The 16,914-nt window shown below is 42.2% G+C and carries 16 protein-coding genes; 2 read left to right on the top strand and 14 right to left on the bottom strand.

The features are described 5' to 3' along the window. The first annotated feature begins 119 nt into the window (after window positions 1-119). The gene (locus tag TOL9009_RS40645) at window positions 120-3,551 is read left to right on the top strand and encodes a non-ribosomal peptide synthetase (protein WP_242055666.1); all 3,432 of its coding nucleotides are present in this window, start codon (window positions 120-122) and stop codon (window positions 3,549-3,551) included. A 97-nt stretch (window positions 3,552-3,648) separates the two neighbouring features. Here the strand turns inward: TOL9009_RS40645 and TOL9009_RS0127165 are convergent, their stop codons facing one another. Both TOL9009_RS0127165 and TOL9009_RS0127170 read right to left on the bottom strand, forming a co-directional pair. Next, a complete protein-coding gene (locus TOL9009_RS0127165; RefSeq protein ID WP_038296622.1) occupies window positions 3,649-4,695 on the bottom strand; it encodes a methyltransferase in 1,047 nt (348 codons plus the stop codon). 539 nt (window positions 4,696-5,234) lie between these two features. After that, window positions 5,235-6,530, bottom strand: a complete 1,296-nt coding sequence (locus tag TOL9009_RS0127170; protein ID WP_029636290.1) for an amino acid permease — start codon at window positions 6,528-6,530, stop codon at window positions 5,235-5,237. Between the two features lie 47 nt (window positions 6,531-6,577). On the opposite strand from TOL9009_RS0127170, the gene TOL9009_RS47810 reads away from it, so the two are divergent. Beyond that, window positions 6,578-6,718, top strand: a complete 141-nt coding sequence (locus tag TOL9009_RS47810) for a hypothetical protein (RefSeq protein WP_186227659.1) — start codon at window positions 6,578-6,580, stop codon at window positions 6,716-6,718. A gap of 176 nt (window positions 6,719-6,894) precedes the next feature. Here the strand turns inward: TOL9009_RS47810 and TOL9009_RS0127175 are convergent, their stop codons facing one another. The 12 genes from TOL9009_RS0127175 to TOL9009_RS40650 form a co-directional block, all read right to left on the bottom strand. After that, complete coding sequence (locus TOL9009_RS0127175; protein ID WP_029636292.1) at window positions 6,895-7,818, bottom strand: NAD(+) kinase; 924 nt, start codon at window positions 7,816-7,818, stop codon at window positions 6,895-6,897. Between the two features lie 6 nt (window positions 7,819-7,824). Continuing rightward, window positions 7,825-8,130, bottom strand: a complete 306-nt coding sequence (nuoK, locus tag TOL9009_RS0127180) for an NADH-quinone oxidoreductase subunit NuoK (protein ID WP_029636295.1) — start codon at window positions 8,128-8,130, stop codon at window positions 7,825-7,827. Window positions 8,131-8,467: 337 nt separating this feature from the next. Next, window positions 8,468-9,115 carry an NADH-quinone oxidoreductase subunit J gene (locus TOL9009_RS0127185; RefSeq protein ID WP_029636296.1) on the bottom strand — a complete coding sequence of 216 codons (648 nt, stop codon included), beginning with the start codon at window positions 9,113-9,115 and terminating at the stop codon, window positions 8,468-8,470. 137 nt (window positions 9,116-9,252) lie between these two features. Beyond that, window positions 9,253-9,837, bottom strand: a complete 585-nt coding sequence (gene ndhI, locus TOL9009_RS0127190) for an NAD(P)H-quinone oxidoreductase subunit I (RefSeq protein WP_029636298.1) — start codon at window positions 9,835-9,837, stop codon at window positions 9,253-9,255. Window positions 9,838-9,869: 32 nt separating this feature from the next. Continuing rightward, window positions 9,870-10,988, bottom strand: a complete 1,119-nt coding sequence (nuoH, locus tag TOL9009_RS0127195) for an NADH-quinone oxidoreductase subunit NuoH (RefSeq protein WP_029636300.1) — start codon at window positions 10,986-10,988, stop codon at window positions 9,870-9,872. 166 nt (window positions 10,989-11,154) lie between these two features. Next, on the bottom strand, window positions 11,155-11,283 hold the full coding sequence (locus TOL9009_RS49720) for a hypothetical protein (protein WP_260675951.1): 129 nt from the start codon (window positions 11,281-11,283) through the stop codon (window positions 11,155-11,157). Next, a complete protein-coding gene (locus TOL9009_RS49725) occupies window positions 11,280-11,405 on the bottom strand; it encodes a hypothetical protein (RefSeq protein ID WP_260675952.1) in 126 nt (41 codons plus the stop codon). The genes TOL9009_RS49720 and TOL9009_RS49725 overlap by 4 nt, the downstream gene beginning before the upstream one ends. Before the next feature lie 6 nt (window positions 11,406-11,411). Beyond that, the gene (locus TOL9009_RS0127205) at window positions 11,412-12,548 is read right to left on the bottom strand and encodes a citrate synthase (RefSeq protein WP_029636302.1); all 1,137 of its coding nucleotides are present in this window, start codon (window positions 12,546-12,548) and stop codon (window positions 11,412-11,414) included. Between the two features lie 112 nt (window positions 12,549-12,660). Next, window positions 12,661-13,155 carry a phosphohistidine phosphatase SixA gene (gene sixA, locus TOL9009_RS0127210; RefSeq protein ID WP_029636305.1) on the bottom strand — a complete coding sequence of 165 codons (495 nt, stop codon included), beginning with the start codon at window positions 13,153-13,155 and terminating at the stop codon, window positions 12,661-12,663. Window positions 13,156-13,372: 217 nt separating this feature from the next. Next, entirely contained in the window at window positions 13,373-14,647 is a 1,275-nt protein-coding gene (locus TOL9009_RS0127215; RefSeq protein WP_029636306.1) for a DHH family phosphoesterase, read from the bottom strand. Window positions 14,648-15,572: 925 nt separating this feature from the next. Beyond that, window positions 15,573-16,070, bottom strand: coding sequence for an HNH endonuclease (locus TOL9009_RS0127225; protein ID WP_029636307.1), 498 nt, complete (start codon window positions 16,068-16,070; stop codon window positions 15,573-15,575). A 426-nt stretch (window positions 16,071-16,496) separates the two neighbouring features. Beyond that, window positions 16,497-16,914 (bottom strand): RNA-guided endonuclease InsQ/TnpB family protein (locus tag TOL9009_RS40650; protein WP_038296624.1); only part of this gene is annotated, 418 nt, incomplete at its 5' end.

Below are 16,914 nucleotides of genomic sequence, written 5' to 3' on the forward strand. Positions count from 1 at the left end.
TTATCTGCGTCCATCGGCGTTTATCTATCTTCATCTGCGGTTAATTCAATATTCTGTACCTCATGAATGTGAGAATCGCTATATAAAGATAGGCAGAATAATTTCATGGATAATTAAATATGAATAAAACAATCAAGATGAAAGCATCATTTTCTCCCTCACAACTTAAAGAATATTGGGAGAAACAGTTAACGGGAGAATTACCTTTACTTAATTTACCTAGTACGTTACCGCGTTCTTCCATAAAAACTTATGATTGCTCGTCCCATATTTTTATAATAAAAAATAAACTAACTGGCTTACTCAAAGACCTGGCAAATAGTGAAAGTGTCAGCCTTGAGAACCTTATTTTGGCAGCATTTAAAGTTTTACTTTACCGTTATACAAATGAAACAGATATTCTTGTTGCTTTGCCACTAAATCAGCAATATAGACCCGATTGGGAAAGATTTACTAGTAAAGTTAGTAACGTTATACTATCACGGGATTTTATTTCCGAAAGTAATTCATTTAAAAAATTTCTGCATCAAGTTAATCATAATGTTTTAGAAATAAAAGATTATCAAGACTATCCGTTTGCTTTATTGGTAAAGGAATTACAATCAAAGTTTAATTTAAGCGATTCACCTATTTGTCAAGCTTCATTTACTTTCCATAATGGAAATCAACAGGAAAATATATCAAATTTATTCGAGTCACTAGTCAAAAAACAACCGGAAAACTGCGAGAAAATCGAAGTAGAATTTGATTTAAGCTTGGAAGTAATCCAGCTTTCTGAATCATTGCAGAGTTGTTTTCATTACAACAGCAATCTGTTAGATGAAACAACAGTTGCTGAGATTAGCAGACATTTTCATAATTTACTGGAAAGTATTGTATCAAATCCAGAACAGCCGGTAGCTCAGTTACCATTGCTGAGTGAAAGCGAAGAAAAGAAAATATTGGTTGAGTGGAATGCGACTCAGACTGATTATGACTTGACGATGTGTCTCCACCAATTAATTGAAGCACAGGTAGAGCGAAACAGTAATGCGATCGCAGTTTCTTTTGCAGGTGAACAGCTTACCTATCGTGAACTAAATCAGCGCGCAAATCAACTAGCGCACTACTTACAAACACTGGGAGTTAAACCAGAGGTTTTAGTGGGTATTTGCATTGAGCGTTCTTTAGAGATGCTAGTAGGACTTTTGGCTATTTTGAAAGCTGGTGCAGCTTATCTACCATTAGATCCGCGATTACCACAAGAACGTTTGGAATTAATCTTATCTGATTCTCAAGTGCCAGTGTTGTTGACTGATCATCAAAAGTTATTTGCTGATGATGAACATAGGAAAGTAGTCTGTTTGCGTACAAATCAGGAAAATATTGCTACCCATAGCAAAGATAATCCTGCATCACGTACCACGGCGAAAAATCTCGCTTACGTTATTTATACCTCTGGCTCAACTGGTAAGCCGAAAGGAGTGGAAATTCCTCACAGCGCTGTGGTGAATTTCTTAAAATCCATGCAGTCTGAACCCGGTATCACAGAGTCAGATGTGCTTTTGGCAGTTACTACAGTATCATTTGATATTGCTGCTCTGGAACTATATCTACCCTTAATTACAGGCGCTCAGGTGGTATTAGCTACACAAGAAGTAGCTAGTGATGGCAAGCTACTCAAAGAGCTAATTGATACTACTGGTGCTACGATTATGCAAGCCACTCCAGCTAGTTGGCGGATGTTGCTTGCAGCGGGATGGGGTGGTTCTCCTCAATTGAAAATTCTCTGCGGTGGGGAAGGATTAACCAGCGACTTGGCACAGCATTTATTAGAAAAAAGTGCCGCTGTATGGAATCTTTACGGACCAACTGAAACTACTATTTGGTCAACTGTCTCTAAAGTAGAATCTGCCCAACTATCTCATGCTTTAGTTCCTATCGGTCGTCCCATTGCTAACACACAAATTTACATATTAGATTCCTATCTTCAACCAGTTCCAGTGGGAGTTATTGGCGAATTATATATAGGTGGTGTTGGAGTTGCACGCGGTTATCTCAACCGTCCCGAACTAACTGCTGAAAGGTTTGTGGCTAATCACTTCTCAATGGGTTACTGTCTTTACAAAACAGGAGATTTAGCTCGTTATCTGCATGATGGCAACATTGAATACGTTAGTCGAATAGATCATCAAGTGAAAATTCGGGGGTTTCGCATTGAACTTGGGGAAATAGAAAACACTTTATCTGCTCATCCACAAGTGCGAGAGGCGGTTGTAATTAGCCGTTCCGATCAATCAGAAGAAAAACAAATAGTAGCTTATTTTACTGCTCAACAGCAACAACCAACCCCTGAAACCCTGCGTGATTTCCTCAGGCAGAAGCTACCCGATTACATGGTTCCAACAGCTTTTGTGATATTAGATGCATTACCCTTGACTCCCAGTGGAAAAGTAAACCGTCGCGCTTTGCCAAAGCCAACAGTTTCTAGCTTCAGCCAAAATAATGAATTTATTACACCGCGAAATGATACCGAACGGCGATTAGAAAAAATCTGGTCAGAGATTTTAAACATTCAGCCAGTAGGTGTTAAAGATAACTTCTTTGAAATCGGCGGAAATTCTCTTTCAGCAATCCATTTAATAGCTTCAATCGAGCAGCAGTTTGGTAAAGAATTACCTTTATCAGCAATCCTGACGAATCCCACCATTGAAAAGTTTGTCAACCTTCTTGATACTAGTTCAGATACTTTTGATCGATCCCCCCTGATTCCCATCCAGCCAAAAGGTAACAAACAACCATTTTTCTGCGTACATCCGGCGGGAGGGCATGTTATGTCTTACTTCAAACTAGCGCAATATCTAAGTGCCGACCAACCGTTTTATGGCTTGCAAGCGCAGGGTTTTCATGGAGAAGAAGAACCTTTAACGCGAGTCGAGGATATGGCAAGCCTGTATATCCAAGCAATTCAGAAATTTCAGCCTCAAGGACCTTATCAAATTGGTGGCTGGTCATTCGGGGGAGTTGTGGCGTATGAAATAGCACAACAACTGCACAAACAGGGACATGAAGTCTCGTTGTTAGCAATACTGGATTCCTACGTTCCAATTCTGTTGGATAAAAACAAGAAAATTGACGCTCCTTATTTGGTTGGTGCTCTTTCCAGGTATTTGGGCGGAATGTTAGGTCAGGATAATCTGGTAACAACTGATGAAATCAAACACTTGAGTGTTGACGAACAAATCAACTACATTCTCGACAAAGCAATAAAAGTCAAAATATTACCGCCATCAAATCAAAACCGACGCATTGTTGATGTGTTAGTTGGAACGTTAAAGGCAACTTATTCTTATGAAAAACAGCCATATCCAGGAAAAGTTACCGTGTTCAGAGCCAGAGAAAAGCATATTATGGCTCCCGATCCAACCCTCGTGTGGGTGGAATTCTTCTCTATAATGGATGCGGAAGATATAAAAATTGTTGATGTTTCTGGTAATCACTACACATTAATTTTGGAACCTCATTTACAAGTTTTAGCAGAATGCTTGAAATCATGTCTGGAGGGATTCTAGTAGATAAACGTAAAACGTAAAGACGTTCCGCCGGAACGTCTCTACGACGGTAGGTAGGTTTTTATTACTGTTAATTAAACAGACATGATATCAATTATCAGTCAATCGAAGACTTTTGAAATTCCATCACCGTCAGGCTAGTTCCTGTGTAAATGGCTTTTTCCAGTTGAAAGCCACTAGCTTGAAACAGATCCTTATATTCTTGTTCTGTGCGCCAGTAACCCCCTGGATTCGTTACCATCATCTGAACAGCAGCAAGAGCTGGGATCGTCCCATCTGGATATTCTACTGGCGCACCACGAGGTGGAACTAGTGTCTGTAGAAGTATTACCTTACCTTGTTTGGGGAGAGCTTCTCTGCATCGAGTTAGTACCTTGATTGCGTCTTCAACACCAAAGACGGAGAGGAAATACTTCATCACGATCGCATCTGCACCTTTTGGTATCTCCTCCAAGGCACTACCACCAACGACTTGCACTGCATCTTCATCAAGTCCCTGGGTTGCTAAAAAAGTTGGAGCTGTCTTAACCTCATGGGGTAGGTCAAAAAGTATGCCTTTACAGCCGAATTTCTTGACAATATGGGCAATCAATGCACCTTGATTGCCTCCAACGTCCATAACTGTATCAAATTGACTAAAATCATAGACCTCAAACAGCGAATCAACAGCCTGATTCGTTAAAAAGCTCATGGCATTGTTGAACAGATTTCTACTATCGGGGTTTTCCGTCATGAAGAACTCGTAGAATTTCTTGCCATGTGCCCTTTCAAAAGCTACTTCCCCTGTTTTCAACGAATTCCCTAATTCTTTCCAAGCATCCCACATAGAGGGTTCTGTAATATGCAGCACAAAATGTCCAAGAGAAGGCTCTGCATTTGTAATCAGTTCTTCTGAGAGTTCTGTTGCTGCAAATACACGTCCGGGCTTTTCTACAAACACACCTAAATGAGCTAAAGCACGCAGAACAACATACAATGTTTCTACTTTTGTAGAAGTGGCTTTTGCGATCGCTTCTACAGTCATTGGTTCTGACTGTAACAGGTTAGGTATACCTAAGTTTGTTGCTATATAAAGACACTGACTTTGCCAGTAGCCATAGATCATCTGAGCAAGCTTCTTGGATGCCGAAGTTGTTCCTAACAAATTCTATTTCTCCGTTTTAAAAACTTGACGCTAGTTTCTATCTAGTCCCGAATTACAAAGCTCTAAGTTCAGCAGTCTTCAAGTGTGTGAATATATCATTCAGTAACCAGAATGAATGCAGATGAACGCAGACAAAGTTGTACTTCATTTGCATAAGAACCGTAATATCATGTCTGCTTGATTACTTCTTAAAACCCAAGAACCCCACCCCGCCAAAGCTACGCTTTAGCTCCCCTCCCCGCTTGCGGGGAGGGGTTGGGGGTGGGGTTCTTTTATTATGGGTAATTTGGCGGACATGAGATTATATGTTAGAGACTTTCAGAAAATCAAATATTCATTCTTAATTTAGTATACGGCTTATGTGAGTTTGGGTAGCAAAAAAGAAGGGAAAATCGCATCAACAATATCTCTTAAATTAAGCAATACTTGTTTGAGGCGGTTGTAATCTGCTTTTACCTCAATTGAGACATTTTCTGATTCAATTATTATTCGTCGCTGGGTATACTTTTTAAATCCTGTGAACGGCTACGGTCAATCAATCATGCCCACATAAAGAGGAATCCAATTACAATCATTGCAATGAATATCACCTTACCACCAGGGGCAAGCTGTTTGTTAATGCTATTTAAGTGTGAGTGCGCTTCACGTTGCTTCCAAATCATTAACGCCGGAATAATCCCTGCTAAAACTGAGACACTAAAGGTTCCAGAGTAATCTAGAGCGGTAAAAAAGATGCTAGGATTAAGCGCTCCCAGAATCATCGGCGGTGCAAGAATTATTAAATAGAGCGGCTGGCTTTTAGAAAGTTGATTATTATCAACATTGGAAATACCTTTGAAGAAATCTAGTAAACTGTATACAACTCCGATGAATGATGTTATAGTTGCAAACTCTGAAAAAACAGATACTAGCGCTCCTAAGGATTCTCCGGTACTCCCTGAACGTAAAATTTGCAGTGGGTCAAAAATAATTCTGCCATTAGATATATTTTGGACTATATCGGGAGTTATGCTTCCCAAAATCACTGCATTCCAGGCTAAGAACATCACCAGGGGAATCCCAGAACCAATGACGATGCAAGAACGAATCTTTCGGGCATCTCCTTCCATTTGAGCCACAACTACTGGTACAATGTTGTGGTAAAACATGGCTACCAACATGACTGAAACAGCAGGAGTCACCGCAGTCCAGTTCTGATATAAGAGTTTGCCAATTTGAAGATGGGTTGAGATCAGCAACAATATTCCTAGAAATGAAGCAATGAGAATCGCTACAAATACATTGTTTAATTTCTCGACAATCTTTTCTCGCCCAAAATACATCATGCTGCCAAATAAGAGAGTGAACATTGTTATCCCCACCCACTCCGGCAAAACGTTCTGCACATTGCACACAACAGATGCAGTAGAGACTAGAATCTCTCCACCTTGGGTAATGTATGCCACAAGGAAGGCATAGTTCAAAAACAGATATGCGGCAGCAGCAATCCGCGCTCCCAGAAACCCAAGGGTATTCTCAACAATGAACAACAGACCTAAATTGGGGCGCCCCACACGATGCATCGTGTTCAAAGTCACTTCTGCGATCATTAGACCTGAGATTAAAGTGTAGAGCCAAATAGCAATGAGCAGGACTGTTGATGGCAAAACGCCAGACGACAGAGTAACCGCAGGTAAAGCCAGAACACCAGCACCAATAGTTGTTCCAGCAATAAGTGCAGTGCCTCCTAAAACACTACCCGATTGATGAGTTAGCTTATTACCATCAAATTCGATGTTAGAAAATAATCGCGTGCTTTCTTGGGTTGGGGTATCCAACTTGAGAGCAGTCTTCATCAGGCGTTGCATAATAGAAGGTAGCGCATTGGTGAGAGGTTAAGATTATGACGCATTTGTCAATATATCTAACGAATGGAAATAATGCTAATAAATTGAATGGATTGGGCGATCGCTCTTCATCAGTTGACCTAATAAAAGAGGCTTCACCACAGCCAAAAACTGCTTTTTTATATTCTTCGGAATGATACAGGACTTTTGTCCAAAGTCCAAGATTTTAATTTAGGGATCTAATATAAAAGACGTAGAGACGTAGCATTGCTACGTCTAATCAAGGATTTTGGACAACGCATAATTAATTTATACTCCAGCGATCGCATATTATTTCTGTTGATTAAATGCGATCGCATAACCTGGACTTCTATCAATTATGGTGACTATTATTACTGTAGCGAATCCTTGTCCCCGTCCACAGTAATTTCTCTCGGAGTGTTTGATAATAGGAATAATTTTCCCGCAGAATAATAAACTTAGAACGACAATCTGCCATTCGCACATCAACACGGTGTCCTGGCCAAATTGAAGTAGCTAAAACCCCATCCATCCACAGCTTGGTATTTAACTCGTAATCTCCCAAGGGCCAGATGCTAACAACGGAACCGGGAGGTAAGACTAGAGGACGACTAGAAAGACTCATTGGACAAATGGGAGTAATCGTAATCGCTTCCATACCATCGTGCATTATCGGACCGTTGGCAGAAACGGTGTAACCAGTGGAACCGGTGGGAGTAGCCAGAATTAAACCATCTCCTTGATACTGATCGACTATCTCACCATCAATTTCCATTTCTAAAATTGAAGTGATCATGCGATCGGCGGAAGCAGGTTTAATACTCATATCATTCAAAGCTAGGTAGCGTTCGGTAACAGGTTCAATATTTGTGCCATGTCCCTCATACACCGCAGCTTGTAACATCATACGCCGCTGGATAGCATAACGATCCTCCAACAATCGATCCCAAACCTTCTCCGTATCCTGAAATTCATCCACCGACTCAGTTAAAAACCCCAGATGACCTCCCACATTCACTGCCAATATTGGGATACCAGCTGGGGCTAAATGTCTTGCAGCAGTTAAAACAGTACCATCACCGCCAAGTACCACAGCCAGATCGATTGGTTGCCCTACAGAAGCCAAAAACACCGGATAAGGATTGTCTTTTGGTCCACTGGGTCCCATCAACACATGGCATTCGCGGTCTTCGAGTTGCTTGGCACAGACTTCAGCCCAACGTTTACTTTGGGGATCTCTCGCTTTATAAGCAATGATTACTTGCTTGAGTTGCACTTCATATCACCACTTAAGAAGATTAAACTGCTCCATATCGACAGTATCACGGTTGCGATAAATGGCAAGCACGATCGCTAAACCAACTGCCGCTTCAGCAGCTGCCACGGTAATCACAAATACTGTGAAAACCTGACCTTTAATTAATGTTGAGTCTAGGAAGTTGGAAAATGCCATTAAATTCAGATTAACAGCATTCAGCATCAACTCAATGGACATTAGCACCCGCACGGCATTACGGCTAGTAATTAAACCAAAGATGCCAATACAGAACAAAGCCGCTGCTAGTAATAAAAAGTACTGGAGTTGCATGAATTTGTTTGTTAGTCGTTAATCGTTGGTTGGAGCGTGGTTATATCATGTCCCTAGTTAGGGCTTGCTGAATAAGTCTCTAAAGCGAATCTAGAAGCCACACAGGGTACAAAATGGTTGTTTCGTTGCTCAGTTTCCTAATTTACCCAGCGATCGCACTTCGATTGTGCAAGGTTTTTGAGACTCTAGATGTTAAACAAGTGCACTTGTTTGATGGAAAAAGACTTGAACCCCTTATCTGGACTACATTACACCTTCATTCAGCAAGCCCTAGTTAGGACACATATTGTAGAGACGTTCCACCGGAACGTCTTTACCACAGGTAGAAAGTTATCAATTATTCGCGACGAGAACCACCACGATTAATATCAGTACCATCTGAGTCAGTACTAGTACCAGCCGATACCAGTTCTCTAGGACGTTCTGGCAAAGTTAAAATGGTTTGCGGCAATCCAGATGATAATGGTTCTGGCAAATACTCGCGACGCGCCAAAATAATTGCTCCCACCATTGCCATCAGCAACAAAATAGAAGCGAGTTCAAAAGGTAGCAAAAAGTCAGTAAAGAAATGCTCACCAATTAAAACGACGGAACTTTCACCACCAATAACAGGAGTTGAGTGACTCCAAGGTGTCGCTAAAACCATCGTACTCAATAGGGCAAACAATCCTAGACTGACTACCCCCGTTAGGGCTTTACGTATCCAAGAATTTGCAAACGGTACAAAATCTTCCCGTTTATTTACCAACATAATGGCAAATAAAATCAGCACGTTTACCGCACCGACGTAAACTAGCAATTGCGCTGATGCTACGAAGTCACCATTAAGCAACAGATACAAGCCAGCAATACTAATAAAAACGCCTGCCAACATAAAAGCAGAATAGACAATGTTTGAGAACAGCACTACACCAAGTGCTGATCCTACCATCATCACCGCCAGTATGCCAAAGGAAACTATTTGTACTCCTTCCGCTAGATTCACTGTTTTTTGTCCTCTGTCGGTTGATTGTCGGTTGATTGTTGGTTGTTAGTTGTCAGTTGTTGCTTGTCAGTTGTTGATTATTCTACTAACCACTATCAACTAATCACTATCAACTAACCACTATCAACTAACTAACATTATGATTTTTCCTGTTCCACAAGGTCTTCTGGACGGGCACCGGCGCGGGGTGCATCTGCTGGCAAACCATGAGGTTCCATCACGCCTTTAGGTAAGTAAACCAGTTCGCGTAGTGGTGTTACCATTGGGTCATTTGTAACTTTGTAAGGCAAACGACCTAGAGCCACGTTGTCATAGTTCAATTCATGGCGATCGTATGTGGAAAGCTCATACTCTTCTGTCATCGATAAACAGTTAGTTGGGCAATATTCCACGCAGTTACCGCAGAAGATACAAACTCCAAAGTCGATGCTGTAGTGGTTGAGCTTTTTCTTTTTGCTTGCCTTGTCGTATTCCCAATCAACTACAGGCAGGTTAATTGGACAAACACGGACACAAACTTCGCAAGCAATACACTTATCAAATTCAAAGTGAATTCTACCGCGAAAACGCTCACCGAGAATCAGCTTTTCGTAAGGATACTGGACGGTTATTGGACGCCGTTGCATGTGGTCGAAGGTGACAGACAAACCTTGACCAATGTGACGAGCCGCTTGTACCGTTTCTTTGGCGTAATCACCAACTTGTTTTAGGAACTTTAACATTTTGTGTCTCTCTCTCTTCAATTTTGGTTGGTTTAGCCTCCAAAAGCAACGGGAAAGGCTAGTTTCAAGGCAGCGGTTAATAGAAGGTTAACCAACGCAATTGGTAGTAAGAATTTCCATCCTAAATCTAGCAATTGGTCAATGCGAACCCGTGGCACTGTCCAGCGCAACAGAATTGCGAGAAAGACTAAGAAGTAAGCCTTAAGTAAAGTCATGGTGATGCCTAGTGAGGCATCGACGATCTGCAATACGGGATTAGTTTCGCTGACTCCTACCCAACTGGCAATTAAGTTAAGTGAAATGGGAAAATCCCAGCCACCCAGATATAAAACTGATACCAGCAAGGCAGAAAGCACCAGGTTGACATAAGAACTTAGGTAGAACAAGGCGAATTTCATCCCAGAATATTCAGTCTGATAACCTGCTACTAGTTCTTCTTCGGCTTCAGGTAAGTCAAAGGGCAATCTTTCACATTCGGCTAGCGCGGATATCCAAAAGATGATAAAACCGACTGGTTGTCGCCAAACGTTCCACCCCAAGATGCCGTAACCGGATTGTTGATTGACGATATCAACGGTGCTGAGGCTGTTAGACATCATGACGATCGCTAACACCGATAACGCCAAAGGAATTTCATAACTAATCGATTGCGCTGCTGCCCGCAACCCCCCTAAGAGGGAGTATTTGTTATTTGAAGCATAACCAGCCATCAGCAAACCAATCGGCTGAATGCTAGACAAAGCGATCCACAAAAAGACGCCTGTCCCAATATCGCTAATCAGAATATTCTGTCCAAAAGGCACAATCAAATATGACAGGAATACTGGCAGTACAACGATGATTGGACCGAGGGTAAACAGCCAGGGGTCAGCCTGAGCAGGCACTACATCTTCTTTGAATACCAACTTCAGACCATCAGCTACAGGAGCCAACAAACCTAAAGGTCCTATGTATTCAGGTCCAATCCGCTGCTGTGCGGCTGCGGAAATCTTCCTTTCCAGCCAAACACAAACCAACACACCAACTGTTGCCCCAATGAGCATCAATATCATCGGCAGGGGCATCCAAATTGCTTTGGCTGTACCGGATGGTAGCCCCAAATCCATGAGGGATTTAATAAAAGTTCCTTGGAGGTCAATTCCTGGATTCATTTTTCCGTTGTTGAAGTCATTGAGTCTTAGTCATTTACAACTATTAATTTGAGTTAATATTTGTAAATTTTTCCATTAATAATTCTGCTCTGTTGACGCTTGATTGAAGATTTGTTGCTAATTCCCATGTTTAGTATATCGTCGGATGGTTTTTGCCCTCCTCTAACTAATGAGAAGTTTTAACTATGGTAATGATTGAGGGCATTGGGCATTGGGCATTGGGCATTGGGCATTGGGCATTGGCATTGGGCATTGGGCATTGGGCATTGGGCATTGGGCATTGGGCATTGGTCATTGGGCATTGGGCATGGGGAATAGAAAGAAATGTCCCTCTGCTTCCTCTGCTTCCTCTGCTTCCTCTGCTCCCCCTGCTCCCCCTGCTCCCTTGTCCCCCAGTCCCCATGCCCCATGCCCCATGCCCCATTAACGCTCTTCAATGGCGGTGTAAGCAATTTCGTGCAGACCGTTGTAAACTTGGGTAGGACGGAAAATGCGGTTTTCTGCGAGTTGTTCTTTCCAGTGAGCTAACCAACCAGTAACACGAGCGATCGCAAATATTGGTGTAAACAAATCTGTAGGAATTCCTAATTTGGCATACACTAAACCCGAATAAAAGTCAACATTAGGATAAATTCCTTTGTGACCGAGTTTCTCTTCTACCACCCGTTCCATCTCAACGGCGATGTCATAGTACTTGTCGCTGCCGAATTTCGCAAACAATTGCTGTGCTAAGTCTTGCAAAATCGTGGCTCGTGGGTCTTTCACTTTGTAAACACGATGTCCAAAGCCCATAATTTTGGCTTTGCGTTGCAGACAATCTTCTAAGTAAGGACGCACGTTCGCGATCGAGCCAATTTCTTCTAACATTTGAATAACTTCTTCGTTTGCCCCACCGTGCAAAGGTCCTCCCAAGGTTCCGACTGCACTGGCAACCACGGCGTAAGGGTCAGTTAAGGTAGAAGCTGTCACCCTCGCGCTGAAGGTGGAGGCATTCATTGTATGCTCGGCATGAAGTATCAAGCAGACATCAAAAATTCGCGCTGCTAGCGGATCGGGTTCTTTCTCGCTCAACATATAGAGAAAGTTAGCGGAGTAATCCAGGTCATCGCGAGGACGCACCGGATCGTTACCTTTTCGCATTAACTGAAACGCTGCTACCATTGTCGGAATGGTTGCCAACAAGCGAACCACTGCATCCCGAATGTAGATAGGGTTATGTAAGTCCCGGCGAGAATAAAACAAGCCTAAAGCTGCGGCTGAGGCTTGCAGAGCATCCATTGGATGACCGCTTTCTGGAAAGCATTTCATCATATCGCGGATGCGGTATTTTATCCGTCTATGGTGGCGAACTTCATGCTCAAACTCTTTTAGTTCTTCTGACGTGGGCAACTGACCCCAGATTAACAGATAAGCAGTTTCCAGAAATGTACTTTTTTCTGCTAGTTCCTCAATTCTAATGCCACGATACTCTAGTATTCCCTTTTGCCCGTCAACGTTGCTGATACTGGATTGGGCGGCGGCAATGCCTTCCAAACCGGGCTGATATTCGCACACCATCATGGCAACACCATCTGTTTTATGAAAGTTTTGCTGAGGCTAACTTACCAGAAATTGTTATCTTCATAACAGTATCTCTTGTAACCATAGTCGTTTTAAAACTATAAAGAAACCGTTACAGCAAATACTTGGGTGGCGTCAACCAAAACATCTGACTACGACCCAGATATGAGCCTTTTTCTGGTAGTTTTATTCCGATCATACCTGCTTTTTTGAGGACTAAACCTCCTTTGGCATCACCCCAAAGGAGAATGGACGCCCATTCGCTCAAACAAGGTTCATGTCCAACGAGTGCAAGTTGCGTTTGCGGTGAATAATTTCTCGGTTCCAACCAGTCAGCAAGCCAATTATGAATATCGCCATCAAAGCCCAGGTAGATGCATTCTTCCATTTGCGAACTTAGTCCGGTGGCAATGAGGATTTCTGCGGTTTGACGAGCGCGTACTAAGGGACTGGTGGCGATCAAATCAAAGTGTAAACCCAACGTTTTCAGTCGTTGGGCAATTTTCTCAGTTTTTTGTCGCCCTTCTTTGGTAAGCGATCGCTCTTCATCTGTAATATCAGATCCACCCGATTCGGCGATGCCGTGACGAATTAAGTACAGTTCCACAGATTGTTGGTTGTTGGTTGTTAGTGGGCATTGGGCATTGGGCATTGGGCAAGAGGGAGGGGGAAGGGGGAAAGGAAAAAAGGGGAAAGGGAAAGAAAAATATCATGAATTGTTTTAAATAATTCTTTATTTCCATACATGAGTCCCTTTTCCCCTCTTATCCTCAACCCTTTCCCCTTTCCCCTTTCCCCTTTCCCCTTTCCCCAGTCCCCTTTCCCTACTCAGATTGAATTAAATTATCTTTAGGATTCACTAAGCGCAGTAACTTTTGCTTAATTTGGGTATCGAAGACTTCCCATTTCATCTTCGCATAGGCAGAATTTTCGTTGCATCCAGATAAGAAACCCATCGGAATCTCAAAACCACCTGCGCTGGTTCTCCCACCACCAAAAAAGCGTCCGGTGCTATCTTGCCCAAAGGCTTCTTTGATAAACTCGTCGGGGTCTAAGGTAAGTTTGGTAGTTCTCAAAGAACCTACAACTATTTCGAGTTCGTCGTCTTCGTCGTGAACAATGCCGTAAACTACGGCAGTATGAACGTTTTCTTCTGTCACCAAAAAATCAGCCGCTTGGGGGATGGCATCGCGGTCATCGTAGCGTATGTACCCGACTCCCGCAATGGAAAAGTTGTTTTTGACGATGCGATTTTTTAGCGATCGCTCAATCACATCCATCACAGGTTTGGAACGATTTGCCTGTAGTACTGCATTCAGCAGTTGGGCGTCACAAAATCGACTTAGATACGCAGCTGCCATAAAGTCCTCTTCTTGCGCTTGCATCAGTCGATTTGTATCAGATCGCAAGCCATGCATCAAGGCAGTAGCGCATTTTATGTGTTGATTTGTGCCATTATCTAAGATCAATAAACCTGCTTGTAAGTATTGAGTAAAAATTGTTGCCGTCGCTCGCACAAAAGGACGGATATCAACAAATTCTGACTTCAGTTCTCCTTGTGAGCTATGATGATCAATGACCGCTACTAGTGGCATTCCTGCCTGCTGCACTACTGCCAATAGTTGACTAGTCGTTCCTTGGTTATCGATTAATACGAAACCTTGATAAGATGACAAATCCTTGCTTTTCAGGGTTTGCACTGACCAACGCTGTGCCGGTAAACCTGTCAGCTTGACTAAGGCAATGTTTTCTTGGTGCGAGAGTGTGCCAGCGTAAATTATTTCACATTTTATATCGTACTGCTGGGCAATTAATTGGTAAGCCCAAGCACAAGAAAGAGCATCAGGGTCAGGAAAATCTTGGAGAATTACCAGCTGGCGATCGTGTCGGTGTGCTGTAAGCGTTTGACGCAACTCTTCTGATTTCTGATTTCCCTGGCTATTACGTCCAGCCGAAGAATTATTTCCGTCACTTGTCACAAAGGACGGCTTTGTGGTTGGAAGCTGAATCGCTTCTTGGTTTATTTCTAAATCATCAGGGTTGACTTCCGAAGTTAATGACAAGCTTTTCAAGTGAGTACGGGGAGAATTTAATTGCATAAACAACTTTTTTGTGAGGGTGAGGCTTGATTTAAATTTATTAGGACTTACGCACTCAGCCTTTGAGAAAACAAGACTTAGATAGGTGCTTCCTCCCATCGCAATTACGGAAATACGTAGTGCGTGCGTAAGTCCTGTTTATTTGTTAATAAATACAACTACTCATTTATTGGTTTCGCCACACCCATACGATCTTCGCAAAGTTTTTGTAGCCTAGCACTGTGTCTGCAAGTTGATTTTTTTCTCAGCCTAATCATAAAGATTAATCTTTAGGATTAATCCATAAGTATAAGTTATGATTGAGGAAAATTTTCAACCAACATTTATGTTTTAGCTTTTCCGAGTAACATGGATGAAAATGAGTCACAAACTCAGAATACAGGGTTTTTTAATTTTGCGGAAATTTCGAGCGCAAAAAGTTTCAAATCACAACTTTCAATCTTGCTTGCGCGAATTTTTAACTTTTAATTTTTAATTTTTTAGGACTTACACAAAAACTCTCTCAAACTGTTATTCCTTCTCCTTCGGAGCAGTTGAAGAGGGACTTCGTTTTCCCCTTCACACACAAAATCAATCGGTAATATTCTTTACTTTCCGCTAAAAGCTCAATCAATAATTAACAATTATTTCTAAACAAAAACGGGCTGTTAATGTTTCATGAACAAAATTCCGCTTATTTAGAGCGTATCTTAGTTACTTTGTACTGCTTTCATGTACAATTAAAAATCTTGTATTGATTTTTAATCATACAGCTTTGGCAGAAAATGTTGGCAAAATTTTCTTGATAAAGCTACAATGTGGCGTTATTTCTACAGGACTTATGCACGAACTACGTATTTCCGTCCCAATCGACGTAACGGAAGCAATCTCAAAGTCTTGTTTTCTGGTAACAAGTGGACTGCTGTCTAAAAATAACAAATAATTATCAAAGTCCTATGACATATTTTTGCCACTCTTGGTGTAATCCACTTTTAAGATGTTTGCTGACCTCAAAATAAAGGCTGCTATAAGGCTGTCTGGGCGGATGACGCAAAGGCATGTTAGCCTCGTGAGGCGTGCGGCTGCCTTTTTTAACATTACAGCGGACACAAGCCGTAACAATGTTATCCCAGGTATCGCCACCACGACGCGATCGCGGTAAAACGTGGTCTAGGGTCAATTCATCTCCTGTGTAACCGCAGTATTGACAAGTATGACCGTCACGATGCAAGATATTTCGGCGAGTAAGAGGAATTTCCTTGTAGGGAACGCGCACATAATGGCGCAAGCGGATCACAGTTGGCAGCGGAAATTCAGAATACAGGAATTTCCCATTGTGTTCCACCCGCTCTGCCTTGCCTTTGATCAACAAAACTACCGCACGACGCCAGCTTGTGATGTTGAGCGGTTCGTAAGAGGCGTTAAGGACTAAAACCTTCCCCATTGATTAGCGCTCAATGTATTAGTTTTACATATATTAACACAATTATACTCCGCTTTGAAGATGATAATAAATTATACTTCCGACATAATTTACAAATTTTGGGTAAGTCTTTGTAGCAGGACTTACCCAAAGTTAACGAATTGTAGGGGCAATTCATGAATTACCCCTACGTCAATTCAAGGTTTTGGCGAGATGAGTGCGTAAGTCCTGTGTAGAAAAGTGGTGGAAGTATGGTGTGGGTTAAGTGGTGGAAGTAAAAAATAATATTTTAATTAGCTTTGCCAGCATCAAATTACCAGGTTGTACCAATTAAGTAACGAAAGGTAAACTTCAGGCATTAAATCTGATGAGTGCTTCTAGCGATGGAATAAGTAGATAGTCACAGTTGACATCCTCCTCGACCTTTAGGTACGAGGATTCCAAAGATCACTCTTTGGGCTTCCTCTTTCCGCGACTCAACTTACTTGAAGGAATTTCTTCCGACATGCAGAGGCTGATGTCTCCAGAGGCGTTTAACGTTCCCGTGTGCCCCACGGTACGAAGTGCAAGTTCCAGTATGTTTCGAGCGGCATTCCAGTCTCTGTCTAAAACTAACCCACACTGATGACATTTATGAGTTCTTTGACTCAAAGACTTCTTAATAACTTCCCCACACTTGGAACAGTTTTGGCTGGTGTAGTGCGGTGGGACGGCAACCGTTGCCACCCCAAAAACCTTACCGAAATACTCCAACCAGTTTCGGAAAGCCGACCAAGTCGCGTCCGATATCGACTTAGACAGTTTCCTGTTTTTAACCATATTCCGCACCTGCAAGTCTTCGTAGGCAACCAAGTCGTTAGACTGG

The sequence above is a fragment of the [Scytonema hofmanni] UTEX 2349 genome (genome assembly GCF_000582685.1).
Classification (GTDB): Bacteria; Cyanobacteriota; Cyanobacteriia; order Cyanobacteriales; family Nostocaceae; genus Hassallia; species Hassallia hofmanni.